Origin of the sequence: Syntrophaceticus schinkii (assembly GCF_000946815.1) — a bacterium.
Taxonomy (GTDB): domain Bacteria; phylum Bacillota; class DSM-12270; order Thermacetogeniales; family Thermacetogeniaceae; genus Syntrophaceticus; species Syntrophaceticus schinkii.
In genome coordinates, this window is the sequence record NZ_CDRZ01000101.1 from 1 (window position 1) to 16,881 (window position 16,881).

General features: G+C 47.0%; 17 protein-coding genes. 3 read left to right on the top strand and 14 right to left on the bottom strand.

What is annotated here, in order from left to right; genetic code table 11:
- From SSCH_RS05470 to ku, 6 genes are all read right to left on the bottom strand, one after another.
- Positions 1-955: IS1182 family transposase (locus SSCH_RS05470; RefSeq protein ID WP_044664588.1), on the bottom strand; the 955-nt coding region annotated here is incomplete at its 3' end.
- 162 nt (positions 956-1,117) lie between these two features.
- Positions 1,118-2,140, bottom strand: a complete 1,023-nt coding sequence (gene trmFO / locus SSCH_RS05475; RefSeq protein ID WP_269746123.1) for a methylenetetrahydrofolate--tRNA-(uracil(54)-C(5))-methyltransferase (FADH(2)-oxidizing) TrmFO — start codon at positions 2,138-2,140, stop codon at positions 1,118-1,120.
- Complete coding sequence (locus tag SSCH_RS22325; RefSeq protein ID WP_269746124.1) at positions 2,133-2,423, bottom strand: FAD-dependent oxidoreductase; 291 nt, start codon at positions 2,421-2,423, stop codon at positions 2,133-2,135. Before SSCH_RS22325 ends, trmFO begins: the two co-directional genes overlap by 8 nt.
- Positions 2,423-4,498 carry a type I DNA topoisomerase gene (gene topA, locus SSCH_RS05480; protein ID WP_044664589.1) on the bottom strand — a complete coding sequence of 692 codons (2,076 nt, stop codon included), beginning with the start codon at positions 4,496-4,498 and terminating at the stop codon, positions 2,423-2,425. The genes SSCH_RS22325 and topA overlap by 1 nt, the downstream gene beginning before the upstream one ends.
- Positions 4,499-4,506: 8 nt before the next feature.
- Complete coding sequence (gene dprA, locus SSCH_RS05485) at positions 4,507-5,625, bottom strand: DNA-processing protein DprA (RefSeq protein ID WP_052835361.1); 1,119 nt, start codon at positions 5,623-5,625, stop codon at positions 4,507-4,509.
- 452 nt (positions 5,626-6,077) lie between these two features.
- A complete protein-coding gene (ku, locus tag SSCH_RS05490; protein WP_044664590.1) occupies positions 6,078-6,896 on the bottom strand; it encodes a non-homologous end joining protein Ku in 819 nt (272 codons plus the stop codon).
- 82 nt (positions 6,897-6,978) lie between these two features.
- Here ku and SSCH_RS05495 point away from each other — a divergent pair, with 82 nt between their 5' ends.
- Positions 6,979-7,248, top strand: coding sequence for a hypothetical protein (locus tag SSCH_RS05495; protein ID WP_044664591.1), 270 nt, complete (start codon positions 6,979-6,981; stop codon positions 7,246-7,248).
- Between the two features lie 68 nt (positions 7,249-7,316).
- On the opposite strand, the gene SSCH_RS05500 is transcribed toward SSCH_RS05495, so the two are convergent.
- Positions 7,317-8,717 (bottom strand): hypothetical protein, encoded by a 1,401-nt coding sequence (locus tag SSCH_RS05500; RefSeq protein WP_044664592.1) that lies wholly within the window; start codon positions 8,715-8,717, stop codon positions 7,317-7,319.
- Positions 8,718-9,599: an ABC transporter ATP-binding protein gene (locus SSCH_RS05505; RefSeq protein ID WP_084710952.1), complete on the bottom strand. Its 882-nt coding sequence runs from the start codon at positions 9,597-9,599 to the stop codon at positions 8,718-8,720. It lies immediately after the preceding gene.
- Positions 9,600-9,939: 340 nt separating this feature from the next.
- On the opposite strand from SSCH_RS05505, the gene SSCH_RS05510 reads away from it, so the two are divergent.
- Together SSCH_RS05510 and SSCH_RS05515 are read left to right on the top strand one after the other, a co-directional pair.
- A complete protein-coding gene (locus SSCH_RS05510) occupies positions 9,940-11,478 on the top strand; it encodes a YifB family Mg chelatase-like AAA ATPase (RefSeq protein WP_044664594.1) in 1,539 nt (512 codons plus the stop codon).
- Positions 11,479-11,582: 104 nt separating this feature from the next.
- Entirely contained in the window at positions 11,583-12,062 is a 480-nt protein-coding gene (locus SSCH_RS05515; RefSeq protein WP_044664595.1) for a bifunctional nuclease family protein, read from the top strand.
- Positions 12,063-12,110: 48 nt separating this feature from the next.
- Here the strand turns inward: SSCH_RS05515 and SSCH_RS05520 are convergent, their stop codons facing one another.
- From SSCH_RS05520 to SSCH_RS05545, 6 genes are all read right to left on the bottom strand, one after another.
- The gene (locus tag SSCH_RS05520) at positions 12,111-12,413 is read right to left on the bottom strand and encodes a carbohydrate-binding protein (protein ID WP_044664596.1); all 303 of its coding nucleotides are present in this window, start codon (positions 12,411-12,413) and stop codon (positions 12,111-12,113) included.
- A 65-nt stretch (positions 12,414-12,478) separates the two neighbouring features.
- The gene (locus tag SSCH_RS05525) at positions 12,479-13,078 is read right to left on the bottom strand and encodes a DUF3786 domain-containing protein (protein WP_044664597.1); all 600 of its coding nucleotides are present in this window, start codon (positions 13,076-13,078) and stop codon (positions 12,479-12,481) included.
- 19 nt (positions 13,079-13,097) lie between these two features.
- Complete coding sequence (locus SSCH_RS05530; protein WP_044664598.1) at positions 13,098-14,333, bottom strand: (Fe-S)-binding protein; 1,236 nt, start codon at positions 14,331-14,333, stop codon at positions 13,098-13,100.
- On the bottom strand, positions 14,326-15,717 hold the full coding sequence (locus SSCH_RS05535) for an FAD-binding oxidoreductase (RefSeq protein ID WP_044664599.1): 1,392 nt from the start codon (positions 15,715-15,717) through the stop codon (positions 14,326-14,328). Before SSCH_RS05535 ends, SSCH_RS05530 begins: the two co-directional genes overlap by 8 nt.
- Positions 15,718-15,733: 16 nt before the next feature.
- Positions 15,734-16,102, bottom strand: a complete 369-nt coding sequence (locus SSCH_RS05540; protein ID WP_044664600.1) for a YraN family protein — start codon at positions 16,100-16,102, stop codon at positions 15,734-15,736.
- Between the two features lie 40 nt (positions 16,103-16,142).
- Positions 16,143-16,763, bottom strand: coding sequence for a ribonuclease HII (locus SSCH_RS05545; RefSeq protein ID WP_232294244.1), 621 nt, complete (start codon positions 16,761-16,763; stop codon positions 16,143-16,145).
- Positions 16,764-16,881 lie beyond the last annotated feature (118 nt).

The window sequence follows — 16,881 nt, forward strand, 5'->3', positions numbered from 1 at the left end:
TTATCACCATTCCATAGTTGGAGCTTGAACACCAGTCGGTACCAAAGGGGCATTCAGCTTTATCAAGTACGTGGGGACAACGAAACTTGTTAACTCCGTTATCGCTGCCCCAGTAAACCATCCGAAACCCTGCGGAACAAATAGGTGTCCCATCAAAATCAAAGCCAGCTCTAGGTTGCCTGGTCCCTCTAAGATTAAGAGCTATGATTGCCTGGGCGTGAAAGTCATTCTTTATGGTTTCGTAAATGTCATTACAGTCATACGCAGAGTCCATCAGGTAGAACTTGGGTGATTTAACCAGAACGCTGCTGGCCTTTTTAACCAGTTTTAAAGCTATTTCACTATCGTGGACATTGGCCGGCGTTACGGTGATAGCTACTGGTAACTCTGATTTTGTGTCCACAGCAGCATGCACTTTGTAGCCAAACCAGGCTTCAGTGTTGCCATCAGTGTTTCTTTTGACGCCCCAGTCAGCGCTTTTACCGTTTTGTGATACATACTTTCTAGGCTTGGTTTTCTCATAAGCCTCAATTTTTGTGGAATCTATTGCAATAGAGGTGCAGTCAATAATCCCCATTTGCTCGGCTTTATTTACAAGCAAATTAAACAGTTCTTCCAGAATACCTGTTTCTGTTAGTTCTCTTAAAAATCTGCTCATAGTTGCTTCACTTGGTACGCTTGCAATTACGCCAAATCCACATATGTATCGAAATACAGGGTCATTTTTTAGTCTTCTGACCAATGCAGCCATTGTCGGTATTTGCTCTATCTTTGCAGCTATTAATGCTCTTAGTTTGTATTTAGCATTGTATCCTCGAGGTCCATTATGTTTTCTGGGTAGCCTGGATATTATTGGTTTCAAATCAAGGGTGCTAAAAATCTTTTCCAGTCTAGTTTCAGGTTGCATTTTTAATGCATCTTCGAAGGAAATCAGGCACTGTTGTCGAATATACAAGGTAGCTTCATCCCTTTCCACTTTTGCTTTATTTGGTTTGATTTACCTTATAATTCGGCAAAAGTTGGGGTGAAGCCTTTATTTTAGGCCTTCAAAACCTTGATTTCAATGAGTTTTTTAGAATGAAATTTTCTCTAATAACATACCATATCTTCCAAGTATTTAAAAGATTATTCCGAGAAATTGCGACCAGGACTTTAGTGCTATTTCTGCTAAAGTATTCGCTCTTACACGACGGGGCAATTTCCTGGGAAGTGGAGGAAAAAGACCAAAATTGACATTCATCGGTTGGAAATCAGGGCTTCTAGATCTGGCTACATACCAGCAGAGGGCTCCATGTGCCGATTCCTGTGGTGGTATAAGAGCTTCTTTCCCCAGGGCAAGATAAGCGCTGTTGATTCCAGCTATCAGCCCACTTGCCGCAGATTCAACATAACCTTCAACACCCGTGATCTGGCCGGCGCATAATATTTCCGGCATTTCCTTCAGCTGGAGTGTGGGTTGTAAAAGCTCGGGACCCTTTAGAAAGGTATTTCTGTGCATGACACCGAAGCGAACAAAATCAGCATTTTCTAACCCCGGAATCATCCTAAAGACTCGCTTCTGTTCACCCCATTTGAGCTGGGTTTGAAAACCGACAAGGTTGTAAATGGTCCCTGCGGTGTTATCCTGCCGCAGCTGAACTACTGCAAAGGGTTCTTTACCTGTACGAGGATCTATTAGCCCAACTGGCTTGAGGGGACCATAGCGCAAGGTATCATACCCACGCCTTGCCATCACCTCCAGGGGAAGGCACCCTTCAAAAAAACGATTTTCCTCAAAGGCATGGGGATCATTGACTTCAGCTGTCACCAGACTCTCCCAAAAAAGCTTGTATTCTTCTTCATTGAGTGGTGCGTTAAGGTAATCAGCCTCACCCTTTCCATAGCGAGACTGCCGGAAGATGAGGTTTGTATTGATCGATTCCAGTGTAACCAGTGGGGCTACGGCATCATAAAAGGAGAGGTACTCCTCTCCTGTCAGAGATGCCAGACTGCTGCTGAAATCACCGGATGTAAGGGGCCCTGTTGCAATAACCAGTGGACGGCACTCAGGAATCCGGGTGACCTCTTTGCGCACCAGGTTAATGCGGGGATTCGTAGAAATGGCCTCTGTCACTTTCTCGGCAAACCCTATTCTATCCACAGCCAAAGCCGCCCCCGGCAGGTACCGCGCTGCTTTCAGCACACCGCATGATCAGTGATCCTGCCAACCTCATCTCCTCTTTGAGCAGTCCAACAGCATTGGAAAGAGCGATTGCCCGCAGAGAATTGCTGCAGACAAGCTCTGCCAGCAGGCCGGTTTGGTGCGCCGGTGTGGTCTTTTGCGGCCGCATCTCATAAAGGGTTACATCAGCCCCCAGGCGGCTTGCCTGCCAGGCAGCCTCACAGCCTGCAAGTCCCCCACCGATAACGGATACCGATCCCATCACTTCACCTCAGATGCAGAGGGTGTTTCCTCCTCCGGTAAATATTTTTTGCAACCAGGACAATATAGTTTTTTCGCCTTTCCCCGATAAACCAGAAAATGCCCACATTCCTGGCAATACTCAGCTACGGGTTCGTCCCAGGAGGTAAAATCGCACTCAGGGTAATTGATACACCCGTAAAACTTTCTCCCTTTTCGGGATCTACGCACTACAATATTTCCCTTGCAGCGGGGGCATAAAACACCTGTATCCTCTACAAAGGGCTTTGTATAACGGCAGTCGGGAAATCCGGGACAGGCCAGGAATTTTCCGTATCTTCCTTGCTTAACCTTCAGGTTTTGACCGCATTTAGGGCATTTTTCCTCACTTGTCTCCTCCTCAATAGGGATTTTCACAATCTCCTCTTCCGCGTGATGCAGATCTTTCTCGAAGGGTCCGTAAAATTTCTCGACAACATCCTGCCATACCAGTTCCCCTTCTTCTACTTGATCAAGTTTTTCCTCCATCTCAGCAGTAAATTCCACATCAATGATCTTGGAGAAATACTCTTTTAAGAGATCCACAACAATCTCACCTAATTCAGTGGGGAACAGGTATCTTTTTTCCTTACTGACATAACCACGGCTTTGAATAGTAGCAATAATCGGAGCATATGTGCTTGGCCTTCCAATTCCGTTTTCCTCCAGAGACTTGACGAGGCTTGCTTCTGTATAGCGGGCAGGGGGCTGGGTAAAGTGCTGTTTGGGCTCAAATTTGATTAATTCCAGGATATCCCCTTTATTCACAGAAGGGAGCAGTGATTCATCCTCTTCATCTTCAATATAGACACGCATAAAACCAGGAAATTTGATCACTGAGCCGCTCGCCCGGAAAAGATAATTATTCCCTATGATTTCAATAGTGGTTATATCAAAAATAGCGGGCTTCATTTGACTTGCCAGAAAACGCTCCCAGATTAATTTATATAATTTATACTGATCCCTGGACAGGTTATTTTTTATGCTATCCGGAATACGCCTTATATCTGTAGGGCGAATAGCCTCATGGGCCTCCTGAGCCCGTGATGGTGACTTGTAAAAGGGCGGTTTTTCCGGCACATATTCAGGGCCTATTGTCTCTTTGATGTAATCACGGGCAGCAGCCTGAGCACCACCTGAAACCCTGGTAGAATCGGTTCGCATATAGGTTATCAGCCCGCTCGCTCCCTCTTTACCCAGATCGAGACCCTCATACAGCTGCTGGGCAATCATCATTGTTTTCTTGACAGGAAAATTTAGTTTGCGGCTGGCTACCTGCTGGAGGGTGCTGGTTGTAAAGGGAGGGGCAGGATTACGCTTACGCTCTCGTTTGGCAACTTTACTCACCTGGAAAGCGGCCGCTTCCAGTTCCCCCAGTACTTGATCCACATCCTCTTTAGTGGAAAGGGCGATCTTTTCCTTCCCTTTACGGATCAGCTCAGCCTCTAAGCTGTTTTGGCCTGTTTTGAAATGACCTGTAATGCTCCAGTATTCCTCTTGCTGGAAATCACGGATCTCCTGTTCGCGGTCACAGATGAGGCGCATGGCCACAGACTGCACCCTACCTGCGCTCAATCCCCTCCTGACTTTACGCCAGAGCAGCGGACTGAGTTTATAGCCTACCAGCCGGTCGAGGACACGCCTGCACTGCTGGGCATCAACCCTGTCTTGATCAACCAAACGCGGCTGTTTTACTGCCTTATCCAGCGCACTTTTTGTGATTTCATGAAACTCAATCCTACACTTTTCATCATCCGGAATCCCCAGGATCTCCATCAGGTGCCAGGCGATAGCCTCTCCCTCCCGGTCCGGGTCAGGACCCAAGAGAACCTGATCAGCCTTTTTGGCAGCAGAACGAAGCTCCTTGATCACATCTCCTTTGCCGCGGATGGTAATGTATTTGGGGGTAAAATTAGTTTCCACATCAACACCCAATCGGCTCTTTGGAAGATCACGGACATGCCCTAGAGATGCCTTCACAGAATATTTTTTCGGCAAAAACTTGTTGATAGCACGCGCTTTAGCAGGAGATTCAACTATAATCAGTACTTGTGCCATAATACTTGTCACCTTTTTTGATCCAGAACTGCTTCCGGATTAATAAAGTAATCGCCAGGCAACTGCTTGGCTAAACCTCTAAACTCAAGCAACGTTAAAATACCTCCTACAACTGACACTGACAAGCCGGTCTTTTCAGCCAGCTGATCAATGTGTACAGGTTCTAAACTAAGCTTTTGTAAAACACAGGATTCTTCAAGGGTCAAACTTGGTTCTAACCTCTTTTTTGGAGGTGTTTGTGGTGAGGGGACCCAGTTCAGGTATGGAAATTCCTCGATGATATCTGCCGCATCTTCCACCAATTTTGCCCCCTGTTTGATCAAGTTGTTCGCCCCCCGACTGTATTCACTTGTCACCGGACCAGGTATGGCAAAAACCTCCCTGTCCTGTTCCAGTGCATTATGAGCAGTGATCAATGCCCCACTTCGTTCTCCCGCCTCCACCACCAGGATTCCCATAGAGCAGCCACTGATCACCCTGTTGCGAATAGGAAAATTCTTCGCATGGGGTCCTGTATCTGGAGGAAATTCGCTGAGAAGACACCCCTTTTCCTCAATACGTTTCATTAGTTTGCTATTTTCCCGTGGATAACAAACATCGATACCGCACCCAAAGACAGCCAGTGTATAACCCCCTGCTGCCAGTGCTCCCTCATGAGCAGCTGTATCGATCCCTCTGGCCATTCCGCTGACAACCCCCCACCCCAGTTGAACCAACTCCCTGGAGAGTTTATGGGCAACGGCTTTTCCATAAGGGGTGGCGCGGCGCGACCCTACAATGGCAATTAAAGGCAATTTTTGTTCCGGCAGCCTTCCCCTAGTATAAAGGATCACCGGGGGATCTGCAATTTGGGCAAGAGCGTGGGGATATGAAGGTTCACCCAATAGAGTGACCTGAACCCCCCTTGCCTGCAGATCTTCTGCAGTCTTTTCAGGGTTAACTGCACCCCGTCCCTCAATGACGTGTTCATAAGCCTGCAGAGTAAGACGCGGCACCCTTTTCAATTCCTCTGCACTCGCCTCTAAAACCGCCTTCCCTGTGGGAAAATGGCGGTAAAGACGAAGCAGACTACGGGTACCCAAATTGAGGGCAATCTGCAGTGCTGCCCAACAGTAGCGGTCATCCACATCCTCCCCTCCCCTGGATCAAAGTGGATCAGAGGAACGGTTCTCTTGATCCATTTTCTGATATTTCACACTATATGGCCACCTTATACCAATTACAAAGATTAATCCTTTTTGAAACATTTGTCAATGATACAATTCAGGACAAGCATGACACGTGACGCGGGGACGGTCTTTTTGTCACGTTATTGTTAGAGTGATAGGTGGCCATCACTATACACTTCACCCCGTCCCCAGATCATGCCGCCAGGGCGGCATAAGTGTCATGTTAATCGCTGTGCAATTGGCCTTTAAGTCGTCCGCACAACTAACCCCACCTGCCGCCTTGTTCCGAGGTGAGTAATGTGAAATCATCCTTACAGCCTTCTGCACAACGATATTAACTCCGGTTTATACCAGGCCGTGGGGACGATCCCTTTGGCAGCCGCGGAGACGATCCCCTTGGCAGGTCTGTGTTACGATTTGCCTGTGGCCACCTTTTTTCTTGGCTTCCTCTTTTCTTTTCCTTCCTTCTTGGTGGCTTCCAAGCTAGCCTTCAAAGCCTCCACAAGATCCACCACTTTCTCAGAGGGAGCCGCCGGAGCTACTGCGATCTCCTTGCCGGCAATTTTAGCGGCAATGGCTTTTTCCAGAGTTTTGCGGTATTCGTCCTCATACTTTTCCGGTTCAAAACCGCCGGCCAGATTGCCGATCAGTTCAACTGCCATCTTTATTTCACCTGCACTGAGATCCATCTTTTTTTGAGGATCCAGAAGAGCATCCACCCTGCGGATTTGATCATCATAGTACATGATCGACATCAGCAAACACTGTTTAAAAATGCGCAAGGCCACCAGGGATTCCTTATTGCGCAGCCTGGTTCTGGCGATGGCCACCTGCCCGGTTTCCTGCATGGCATGGTGAAGTAAGGCATAAGCCTTCTCACCCCCTGTCCCAGGTGCTAAATAATAGGGTTTGGCAAAATAAATGGGATCGATCTCATTAAGGTGGACAAAATCTAGGATCTCTACTGTATGCAGGGCTTCCCTTTGTGGTGTCAGCAGCTCTTCCTCGATGGGCACAAATCTTCCCCTCTCATACTCATAGGCCTTTTCCACCTCTTCCATGGGCACAGCCCGCTCACAAGTAGGACACCTGCGCTCATAGTTCAGTGGTGTGTGACAATCTTTATGGAGAAACCGGAATTTGATATCCTTGTCCTGAACAGCAGGAAAAACCTTAATCGGAATATTGACAAGGCCAAAACTGACCGCTCCCTGCCAGATCGGGCGCATCACAACAACCCCCTTGCTCTTCATTTACACTTAGTTTGCTTCAGGGGGGTGCTAAATAATTTTTTTTTCTCGTACGTTTTCAATGGCATCTATTGGAACCACTAAATTCGTTAATTTTGGCTCTGTAGAATTTTATAAACAGGCAATTGGTTTCAAGGAACTTATCAGAAGCACTTTTACCATGCGCAAAACATCTAACAGCAAATATCAGTCTCCAGAAATGCTCGATTTCCTGGTTGATGCTCAAATTCTTGGTTTATCTGGATTTGAGCATATCAATGATTTACGTTACGACCCGGGTTACCTGAAAATCAAAGGCGATATTAATGAATTCCCTGAGGAATCAGCATAACCTACTCTGTTTTCCGTATCATAAATAAACCTAAAAGAATGAGTGAAAGTGCTATCAACTCCAACCTGTTAATGTTGTATGCCATCGGATTCGTGGCCTGGACAGGGGCAAATGTATTCAAATAAACAGGCAGTCTCGCCCTGAAAATTAAATTTACTGCCCAAACAGTATAGCAGATTAGAAACGCCAGACCCTTCCCCCTTACAACCATAATAACGGCAAACGGTAGCACGAGGTAGAAGATGGTTGCGGGTAAGATGATCTTGGCATAGATAAATAATGGAATGCCAGCAACAAAAAAAGTGCGTACTTAAATAAAAAGCTAATGCCATTACTATGCTGAACAGAAAAAGTAGTTTAAGTTTATCGCCGTAGAGTCTTTTTAGGCCATCCGGTCTGCACGAGATCAGTTCCGATGCGTTATAATAATACTCCACATTCAAGCTGTAAGTAGCATAAAGCAGAACTCCAAGGGTCAGGTAAATTTCTCCGGTCTGCAACACTTTAGTCAGTATCTCCGCTGTTGTGATCATATTATTAAAGATCCGTAGCAGGATTTCATTAAGCATCGGCGGCAGGGCGGCAAATACGACCACACCGAAAATAAATTTCCATGAGAGGTTAATTTTATAGCTGGCCAGTAGGCTTACTAATTTGCTGTCTTTGAATTCATAGGCATCTATAGTTTCATTGCGGCCTCTTGAGGTCTCCGGACTGTCTGACCTGAATAGGTCTCTCCGCTTGATCTCCAAGAGCCTTACACCGATATACCATATGATTACGGCAATTACCAGGTATGAGCACCTGTTAGCCCAAAGTCCAACATCGGCCAGCGGATTTCCGAGATTCAACTTCGTCCAGTTCGAATATAACAGTGAGTATTTCGTCGGGAATAGATTGATGAACCAGACTATCAGCATGACGGGATATAGTATCTTGGCATCGCTGAACAACACTGCCAAAATGAAGCTCAGCACCAGCCAGAAAAATAACGGAATCAGGAGATAAACAGCGTACAAGCTTGTAAAATAGCCTGGTTCGAAAGGGATTTTATAGGAACTAAGACAGAACCAGGTGAATATAAATGTGGCGATAAAGCTGACTAGAATAACAACTGTAAATGAAGCCACCAATTTGTAACATACCAGTTTTGAGGTCTTCAGTGTCTTGTTCAAGACGATTTCCGCATACCTGTTATCCAAAAATGCCCTGAAATAACCGGCAAAAGCAAATATCATCAACAAGAGCAGAGCAGAGAGAGGAAAAATAACCGCCCTTGCTATCATTTCTTGGCTGACAGAGATACTGCCGCTCTGAATCAGGGCAGAGAATAGGTAATGTTTCTTGCCCAGAAAATGGGACGCCTCGCTTTTAATCGTAAAGAAGCAAAATAACTGGGCGATCCAGAGAAAAGGATTTCTGGCAAACTGCATGAATTCATATTTAAGAAAATCAAGCGTGTAGGCCACTTATGCCCCCCCTCGCATGAGCGCAAGATAGGCGTCTTCCATATTGATCTCCTCCGTGCGGGAAGTCGCAAACGGAGGCTGTTCTCCGACTATCCTGTATTCCCATCCGCCATCCACGAGCTTCTTGTTAACCACCAAGAAGTGCTCACTTAGCATGGCAATTTCATCCACGCCGCACGTCCCCACCCATACCTTCTCCTCAACCTGATCAATCAAGTCTTCTGGGTATCCGTTAAATAGAAGTTTGCCTCTGTCTATCACCCCTATCTCCGAGCATACATTCTCCAGATCGTTGATAATATGGGTAGAGAAAACTATAGTTTTTTCCCGCCCCAGGACGGACAGAAAATTTTTATACCTGATTCTCTCCTCGGGATCAAGACCGGCCGTCGGTTCATCTACTATGATTATCCGGGGGTCATTCAGGAGACATAGCGCTATCCCCGCCCTGCGTTTCATCCCACCCGAGAAGGTTTTCAACTTTTTATTGGCGACCTTTTCCAAGCCGGTCACCTCTACGGCTTGGGTCACTCTTTTCTTTCTCTCATTCCTGTTTGTTATCTCATTCAACAGGCATATATAATCCAGAAACTCCATAAGGGTAAGGTTGGGGTATAAACCGAACTCATGGGGCAAGTAACCTATGATCTTGCGGATCTCGTAGATGTCCCTGCGTATGTCAAGGCCATCTATCTCGATTTTTCCCTCACCAAATCCCATAACCGTAGCCAGAATGCGCATGAGAGTGGTTTTCCCCGCGCCATTGGGTCCTAACAAGCCGAAAATTCCCTGCTCGATGCATAAGTTAATGTCTTGAAGGGCTTGAGTGCCATTTTTATAGGTTTTACTCAAGCAACTGATATTTATTGTCAAATTGATCACAACTCCTTAAATAAATAAATGTGGGTCGTTCCCGATATAATAGATATACCTTCCTAAATTCCAATTCACTTATTGTAAGAGGCACTTCTATCCAAGCAGCAACAAGATTATCCTAATATTTTATTTAAATTCAACATTCATGTTCATAGTCCTTCCATATTAGCACTTTTTGCCCATTATTGGTGTGCTAATTTTCGATGTATATTTTTAATCTATGTTTTGCGCCTCCGTTCGTACTTTCCCACCCACCTCTCCCACAACAGACAATTAATTTTCCCTTAAGCAGGAAATGACAAGAAATAGAAGAATCAATAGTTAAGGTTTTATGGAGGAGAGTCAAATGCTGAGCATTGTCGACAGTTGCTGCTGTTTGGGATTGGAAACTCATTATGTGCGGGTAGAGGTGGATGTTTCACGCGGCCTTCCCGCCTTTAATATTGTGGGGCTGCCTGATGCCGCGGTCAGGGAAGCGACAGAGCGAGTGCGTGGCGCGATCCGAAATGCGGGGTTTGATTTCCCTATCAAGAGGATGACAGTCAACCTGGCACCTGCGGACCTGCGCAAAGAGGGATCCCTTTTTGACCTTCCTATAGCTATAGGCATTTTGGCCGCAACAAGGCAGATCCCCTCTACAATACTTCCCCAGCATTTTTTTGTCGGGGAACTCTCCCTTGACGGCACAATCTGCCCTGTGCCCGGCATCCTGTCCATGGCCGGCAGCATCAGCCATGAACACCCGCAAAAAACATTTATTATCCCTCAAGGCAATCTGGAAGAGGCATCCCTGATCAAGGTAATTAATGCAAAAGGTGCAGGGCATTTAAGAGATATATTCAGCTACCTCACAGGTGAGAAGGAGTTACCAGACGCTGCCGACCTTCCGGAGTTTGAATTGGAGCCTGGAACTGGTCCGGTTAACCACCTTGATTTTGCCGATGTGAAAGGTCAAAAAAGAGTTAAGCGTGCATTGGAGATTACCGCGGCAGGGGGGCATAATATATTGATGATCGGGCCTCCAGGCACCGGTAAAACCCTTCTGGCAAGGTGTCTGCCCTCCATCCTGCCTCCTTTAAGCTGGGAGGAGTGCCTGGAAGTTACCAGGATCTATAGTGTTGCCGGCCTCTTGCCCAAGGATCACCCGGTGATCACAGCAAGACCATTCCGCGCCCCTCACCATACCGCATCTGCGGTGAGCATCATCGGTGGGGGTAGGGTTCCCCGACCGGGTGAGGTCAGCTTTGCCACACATGGTGTGCTTTTTCTCGATGAGCTGCCTGAGTTCCACCGGGATGTGTTGGAGGCCTTACGGCAGCCGCTGGAGGATGGTATAGTTACAGTGACCCGGGCATCAGGGGCATTTACCTTCCCGGCAAGATTCATCCTTGCGGCAAGTATGAATCCCTGCCCCTGCGGACACCTTGGGGATTCGCAGCAGGAATGCAGTTGTACCCCTTATCAGGCCCAGCGCTACCGCAACCGCGTTTCAGGCCCGATCATGGATCGCATTGACCTGCATGTTGAAGTACCGCGTTTGGAATTAAAAGATATAAAAGCTGAAAAAAAGGAGGAATCCTCACTGGAGATCGGGAAAAGAGTAATTAATGCCCGACAAAAACAACAGAAGCGTTTCCTCGGCACTGATATCAACTGTAATGCAGAAATGCAGAATCATCATTTACCACATTACTGCTCTTTGGATAGAGATACGAAAGAATTACTTTATCAAGCCTTTCATAAACTAAAGTTAAGCATGCGGGCACTGGACAGGGTTGTAAAAATTGCCCGTACCATCGCTGACCTCGTCGGATCGACGAAAATTGAACAAATGCACCTTGCTGAAGCAATACAGTACCGTTGCCTGGATCGTTCTCTCTGGTAAAATAGACTTATAGAGTATTTGGAAGGGATAGAAGAGTTACCTCGACGCCGTCGAGGTTGAACCGTAAAAATGACTTATAGAGTGTTTGGAAGGAGGCAAAAAAGATGATTCCCGTTCAGGTAAAAGAGATCGCTTTGGATGTTTCGCTAAGCCCGGTGGTTCTGCTGGTTGATGAAGAAGAAAACCGCGCTCTTCCTATTTGGGTGGGACCTCTCGAAGCTCAATCCATTGCCATGGCCCTTCAGGGGGTCATCACCCCCAGACCTATGACACATGACCTCATGAAAACAGTTTGTGATAATTTAGGTGCTTCGGTACGCAGTGTTGAGATCAACGATATCCACGATGGCACCTATTATGCCAAATTGAATATCCAAACCATTTCCGGAGAATGCATTTTAGACTCCCGACCCAGTGATGCCATTGCCCTTGCGCTCAGGACAGGAGCACCTGTTTACATCTCGGAAAAGGTTGCCGAGTACACACTTTCAGTTGAGGAACTCGTTGATGAAAGCCAGCAGCAGGAACTGAGAAAGATTCTGGGTCTGGAAGGCCCTGAAGATCTGAAGAAGTCTTTGCATTAATAAAGATAAAAAGAGGGGTGATCATGCCCCTCTTTTTATCTTGCAAGCCTATCGTTTAATTGTATAACTCCAGTTCATGCCGTTATTATTGTCCCAATTGTCAGCGCTGTCCTTAAAACAGAAGTTGAATTGACCATCTCTTTCGATCTCAATACTTTTTTCCCACTCATTTCCTGCCTTATTCATGCGGTGATCATAGATGTTCTGCCAGGAAGCTGTACCATAGCCGGTGTGTAAAAAAACCTGATCCGCCCCTGCCCCGGACAGCAAACCATGGTATCTAATTTTGACCGTCTCTCCAGCCCTGCCAGGCACCGGAGAAATACTGAAACCCGGGTGTAAATTATACAACTGATAACCCTCCTTGTAATTTCTTTATAACTAGTATGAAAAAGGAGGAGTTCTTTTATACTATTTTACATGACCATTTTTTTCAAGCGCTCGGTAACCACAGAACCCAGTATATATAAAGCTGCTGTACTAAGATACTTGGGGGCCGAGGCGTCAAAAATCATATTTGCTCTGGCAGGAAACTCCTCATCAGCAACCCATAGGATTACAGCAACCGGTATTTTAGGAAATACCGGAATCACGACTCCTATATCCCCCATCCCTACCTCCTGCCCACCCAAAGTACGTGAAACTTGCAGAAGTCTTCCGGGTTGGCCGCTAAAAACCCGTACAAGCGGTTCCACAGCCTGAATCCTGAAAGGGCGATCATGCAGCATTCCGTTCGGCAGTTCTGCATAAGAAATCCAACGATTATTTAAGGGCTCACCTGTTGCTTGAGCCAGGTATTGAAGAATTAAAGACTGCTCTTCCAGAGGAAGGTCAGCCGGGTCATGAGGATAAGTGAACCTGCCCTCGGGATGGGAGAGCGAATATGACCTATTTAGATAAACAACTCTGATCTCCTTTTTGTCTGGATCGTACTCAGCGCCACTTAACCTGGCCATCCGCTCAGGACAACACCTTGCAAATTCATCTTTCGCTTCTCGATAAGCAGCGGAAAACAAGTTCCACACCTCCCTGCAACTAATATGTCTTGCTGAGCAGTTCAGCAAGATGCATTACCTGAACAGGTATCTCTTGTAGTTCAAGCTGATGCCGTATTTGCATGATACAGGACGGGCATCCTGTGATCACTGTCTGTGCACCCGAATCTACAATATTACGGGTTTTCCGGTGTCCGATCCTGTTGGCGAGTTCGTAGTGGGTGAGATTAAATGACCCGGCTGCTCCACAGCAGCGGTCAGGATCCTTCATTTCCCTGAAAGCAATCCCAGGAACAGCCTTGATCAATTTTCGGGGTGCCTCACTGACGCCCTGCCCGCGGCGCAAATGGCAGGGATCATGATAGGTCACCACACTACTAACTTCCTTATCACCTGGCTTAAAGTCGATTACATCACCCATCAATTGACTGAAATCAACCACTTTTTGAGAGAAGATGCGCGCATCCCTGCCTCCGATCAGATCACCGTATTGACGAAGCATGCTGCCACAGGAGGCGCAGTCAGTAATGATGATATCAACCCCTGCCTTCTTAAAAACCTCGATGTTTCTGCGGGCAAGCAGTACTGCTGACTCTTCATCACCACTGGTCAAAGCCGGAAGTCCACAGCACCACTGCTCAGGGATCACCACTTCCAGGGGGTGGTTCTTGAGCACCTTGAGAACAGCATGGCCGGTTTCCGCAAATACATAGTTGGTCAGGCATCCCGTATAATAGCCCACCCGCAGCCGCGGCTTGCTGGATGATAAAGTCATCGGCACCTGCGCCCTAAAGGGAACTCTATTCATTCTGGGCAGCAGTTTTTCTTTTCTGGCAAGTTCGCCAGGCAGTAGACCCAGGATATTGGTTTTACGCATAAGCCACTGCAGGCCGCTCTGCTGGTAAAGATAAGCAAATTTGGCTGCCAGGGTCAGTCTGCCATTATTCTGTAAAAGATGATGAAAGACATTCTTTTTTACAAAGGGAATCCCTTTCTGATGGGCGATTTCCCGGCGAATAGAGAGAACCAACTCATCAACAGGTATACGGTTCGGACACTGAACAGTACAGGCTTTACACAACAGGCAGAGGCTCATCAGTTCCATCATCTTCGGGGATAGCTCCAGGTTGCCATCTAGATAATTTTTCATCAAAAACAATTTCCCTCTGGCAACAAGGGGTTCGCTGTGGGTTTCTCCATAAAGTGGGCAAACCGCCTGGCATCCCCCGCATTTACTGCAGCGGTTGAGGTATTCCTTGATGGTTTTATTATCCATTACTGTCGCCCCGGAATATCTTACCTGGATTAAGAATGTTGTTGGGATCGAGAGCCTCTTTGATCCTCCTCATCACTTCAAACCCTGCCTCACCTGTCTCCACTTTTAAGTAAGGTGCTTTCATCATTCCGATGCCGTGTTCACCTGAAAGAGTCCCTCCAAGTTCTACAGCTGCCTTAAATAGTTCTCCAATGGCCTTTTCCACTCTCTGCATCTCTTCCGCATCTGTTTGATCACAGAGGATGTTGGGGTGTAGATTCCCATCCCCGGCATGCCCAAAGATAACCAGCTCCAGATTGTACCTTGAGGCTATTTCCTTCAGCCTTCTGACCATCCTGGGGATGGCCATCCTGGGAACTGAGATATCTTCGCTGATCTTTGTCGGCTTGATCTGGACAACAGCTGCTGATACAGACCTGCGGGCTGCCCAGATGCTCTCCCGCTCTTCTTCTGTTTCGGCGATCTTGATCTCCCGGGCACCACAGTCCTGGCAGAGTTTTGCTATTTCATGGGCCTGGCAGTCCAGCAGAATCTGTGGCCCATCCACCTCGATGATCAAGATCGCTTCCGCATCCAGAGGCAGACCCATCTGCTTATGGTTCTCTACACACCGGATCGTGCGGTCATCCATCATCTCCAGGGTAACGGGAATGATCCCCCCTCTGATAATCCGGCTCACACTTTGGGCGGCATCATCTAACTTATCATAAACCACCATCATCGTTTTTTTCGCCTCAGGCTTAGGGATCAAACGAAGATAGATCTTGGTGATAATCCCCAGTGTTCCCTCTGACCCTGTATAGAGGCGCAGTAAATCATAGCCTGTTACTGATTTCACGGTTTTGCCCCCGGTGGTGATCACCTCTCCATCCGGGGTGACAACCTCCAGGCCAAGCACATAATCCCGGGTCACTCCATATTTTAAGGCACGGGGGCCCCCGGCGCACTCAGCTACATTTCCGCCGATGGTAGATGTTTTGAGACTGGCGGGATCAGGTGGATAAAAAAGCCCTCTCTTCTCTACCTCTTCCTGGATTTGAAAGGTGATCACACCAGGTTCTACAACAGCAACCAGGTTTTCTTCATCTATTTCTAATATATTATTCATCCTGGTTAAATCCACAACAACCCCACCGTCAACAGGTAAAGAACCACCACTCAAGCCGGTACCCGCCCCGCGTGGAACCAACGGAAAGAGGTGCTCATTGGCCAGTTTGGCTATTTTCTGTATTTGAGCGGTACAGCAAGGACGGGCAACGAGATCAGGAAGAAAGGCCCTGGGAGTGCTGTCATAGGCGTAGCAAAGCAGCTCTTCTTTGGTTGTTAATACATTTTCTTTTCCGACGACTTTTATGATCTCTTTGATAACAGTAGTAGATAGCATTGCTCCTCCCCCACAACTAAAATGCGTTTTTAATGTGATCAATACTATAATTACCCGATTCTTTGAAGCTGACAGCTACCACATCAAAACGGATCCCGTAATCTCCGTTCCCTTTGCACAGCAGATAGTGTTCTGCCAATCTCCTGATTCTGGCCTGTTTAGCTGCCCCTACAGCTTCCTGTGGTTTACCATAAAGGGCGCTGCGCCTTGCTTTCACCTCGATAAAAACAAGGACACTTCCATCCTGCATAATCAGGTCTATTTCACCTAGACGGCAGCGATAATTCCTCTCTAGGAGATGGTACCCCAGTCGGGATAAAAAAGAAAGAGCCGTCTCTTCACCAAGTATCCCCAGATTGCGAGAAGATCCCATTTGAACTCTCATCCTTTCAGCACCTGATCAAGCATTTCCGAATCAGTGCTGATCACTTCACTCCCCGGAAGGTTTTTCTGTGTAGGAAACATGGACCATACCTGTTCAGAGCTGCCAGGTGGCTTGATGTAGGATACCCTTTATTCCGCGCAAAACCATACTGGGGATAGAGCAGGTCATAATATTTCATAATGGCATCCCTTGTGGTTTTAGCCAGAATAGAAGCTGCAGCAATTGATGCACTTTTCTGGTCACCCTTGATGATCGCTGATTGCGGGACTTTTATACCAGGCACTTCCAGGTGCCCATCAACAAGCACAAAATCCGGCTGCACATCAATATTCCTTATAGCCTGGCGCATAGCATGAAATGTTGCCTGCAGAATATTACAGCGCTCAATAAAACCAACAGAGGCGATCCCGATCCCCCATCCCGCAGCTCTGGCCTTAATTTCAACTGCTAACCTGATGCGCAGGCCTTCAGAGATACACTTGCTGTCATTCAAGTCCGGAATGAACAGTTCCTCCCTTAAGATCACCGCTGCGGCAACCACTGGTCCCGCCAGGGGACCGCGCCCGGCCTCATCGATTCCTGCTATCAACCGAATGTTCTTTCCCCAGAGCATCCGCTCATAGGTATGCATATAGTACAGATGCTTTAAATTTTCAGTCACTGAAAATCTCACTTCTATCTACAGATATATCAAGTATAGATTCCTTACACACTCAAAAAATTCCTTCCTCACATAAAAAACCGCCCCTATCCCCACGGAATAAGAGCGAAGTTAACAT

Excerpts from the sequence above, each read along its gene's own strand:
- SSCH_RS05510 (WP_044664594.1), top strand. The coding sequence starts at position 9,940 with ATGCTGAGCATTGTCGACAGTTGCTGCTGTTTGGGATTGGAAACTCAT.
- topA (WP_044664589.1), bottom strand. The coding sequence starts at position 4,498 with ATGGCACAAGTACTGATTATAGTTGAATCTCCTGCTAAAGCGCGTGCT.
- SSCH_RS05515 (WP_044664595.1), top strand. The coding sequence starts at position 11,583 with ATGATTCCCGTTCAGGTAAAAGAGATCGCTTTGGATGTTTCGCTAAGC.
- ku (WP_044664590.1), bottom strand. The coding sequence starts at position 6,896 with ATGCGCCCGATCTGGCAGGGAGCGGTCAGTTTTGGCCTTGTCAATATT.
- SSCH_RS05495 (WP_044664591.1), top strand. The coding sequence starts at position 6,979 with ATGGCATCTATTGGAACCACTAAATTCGTTAATTTTGGCTCTGTAGAA.
- SSCH_RS05535 (WP_044664599.1), bottom strand. The coding sequence starts at position 15,717 with ATGCTATCTACTACTGTTATCAAAGAGATCATAAAAGTCGTCGGAAAA.
- SSCH_RS05530 (WP_044664598.1), bottom strand. The coding sequence starts at position 14,333 with ATGGATAATAAAACCATCAAGGAATACCTCAACCGCTGCAGTAAATGC.
- SSCH_RS22325 (WP_269746124.1), bottom strand. The coding sequence starts at position 2,423 with ATGGGATCGGTATCCGTTATCGGTGGGGGACTTGCAGGCTGTGAGGCT.
- SSCH_RS05540 (WP_044664600.1), bottom strand. The coding sequence starts at position 16,102 with ATGAGAGTTCAAATGGGATCTTCTCGCAATCTGGGGATACTTGGTGAA.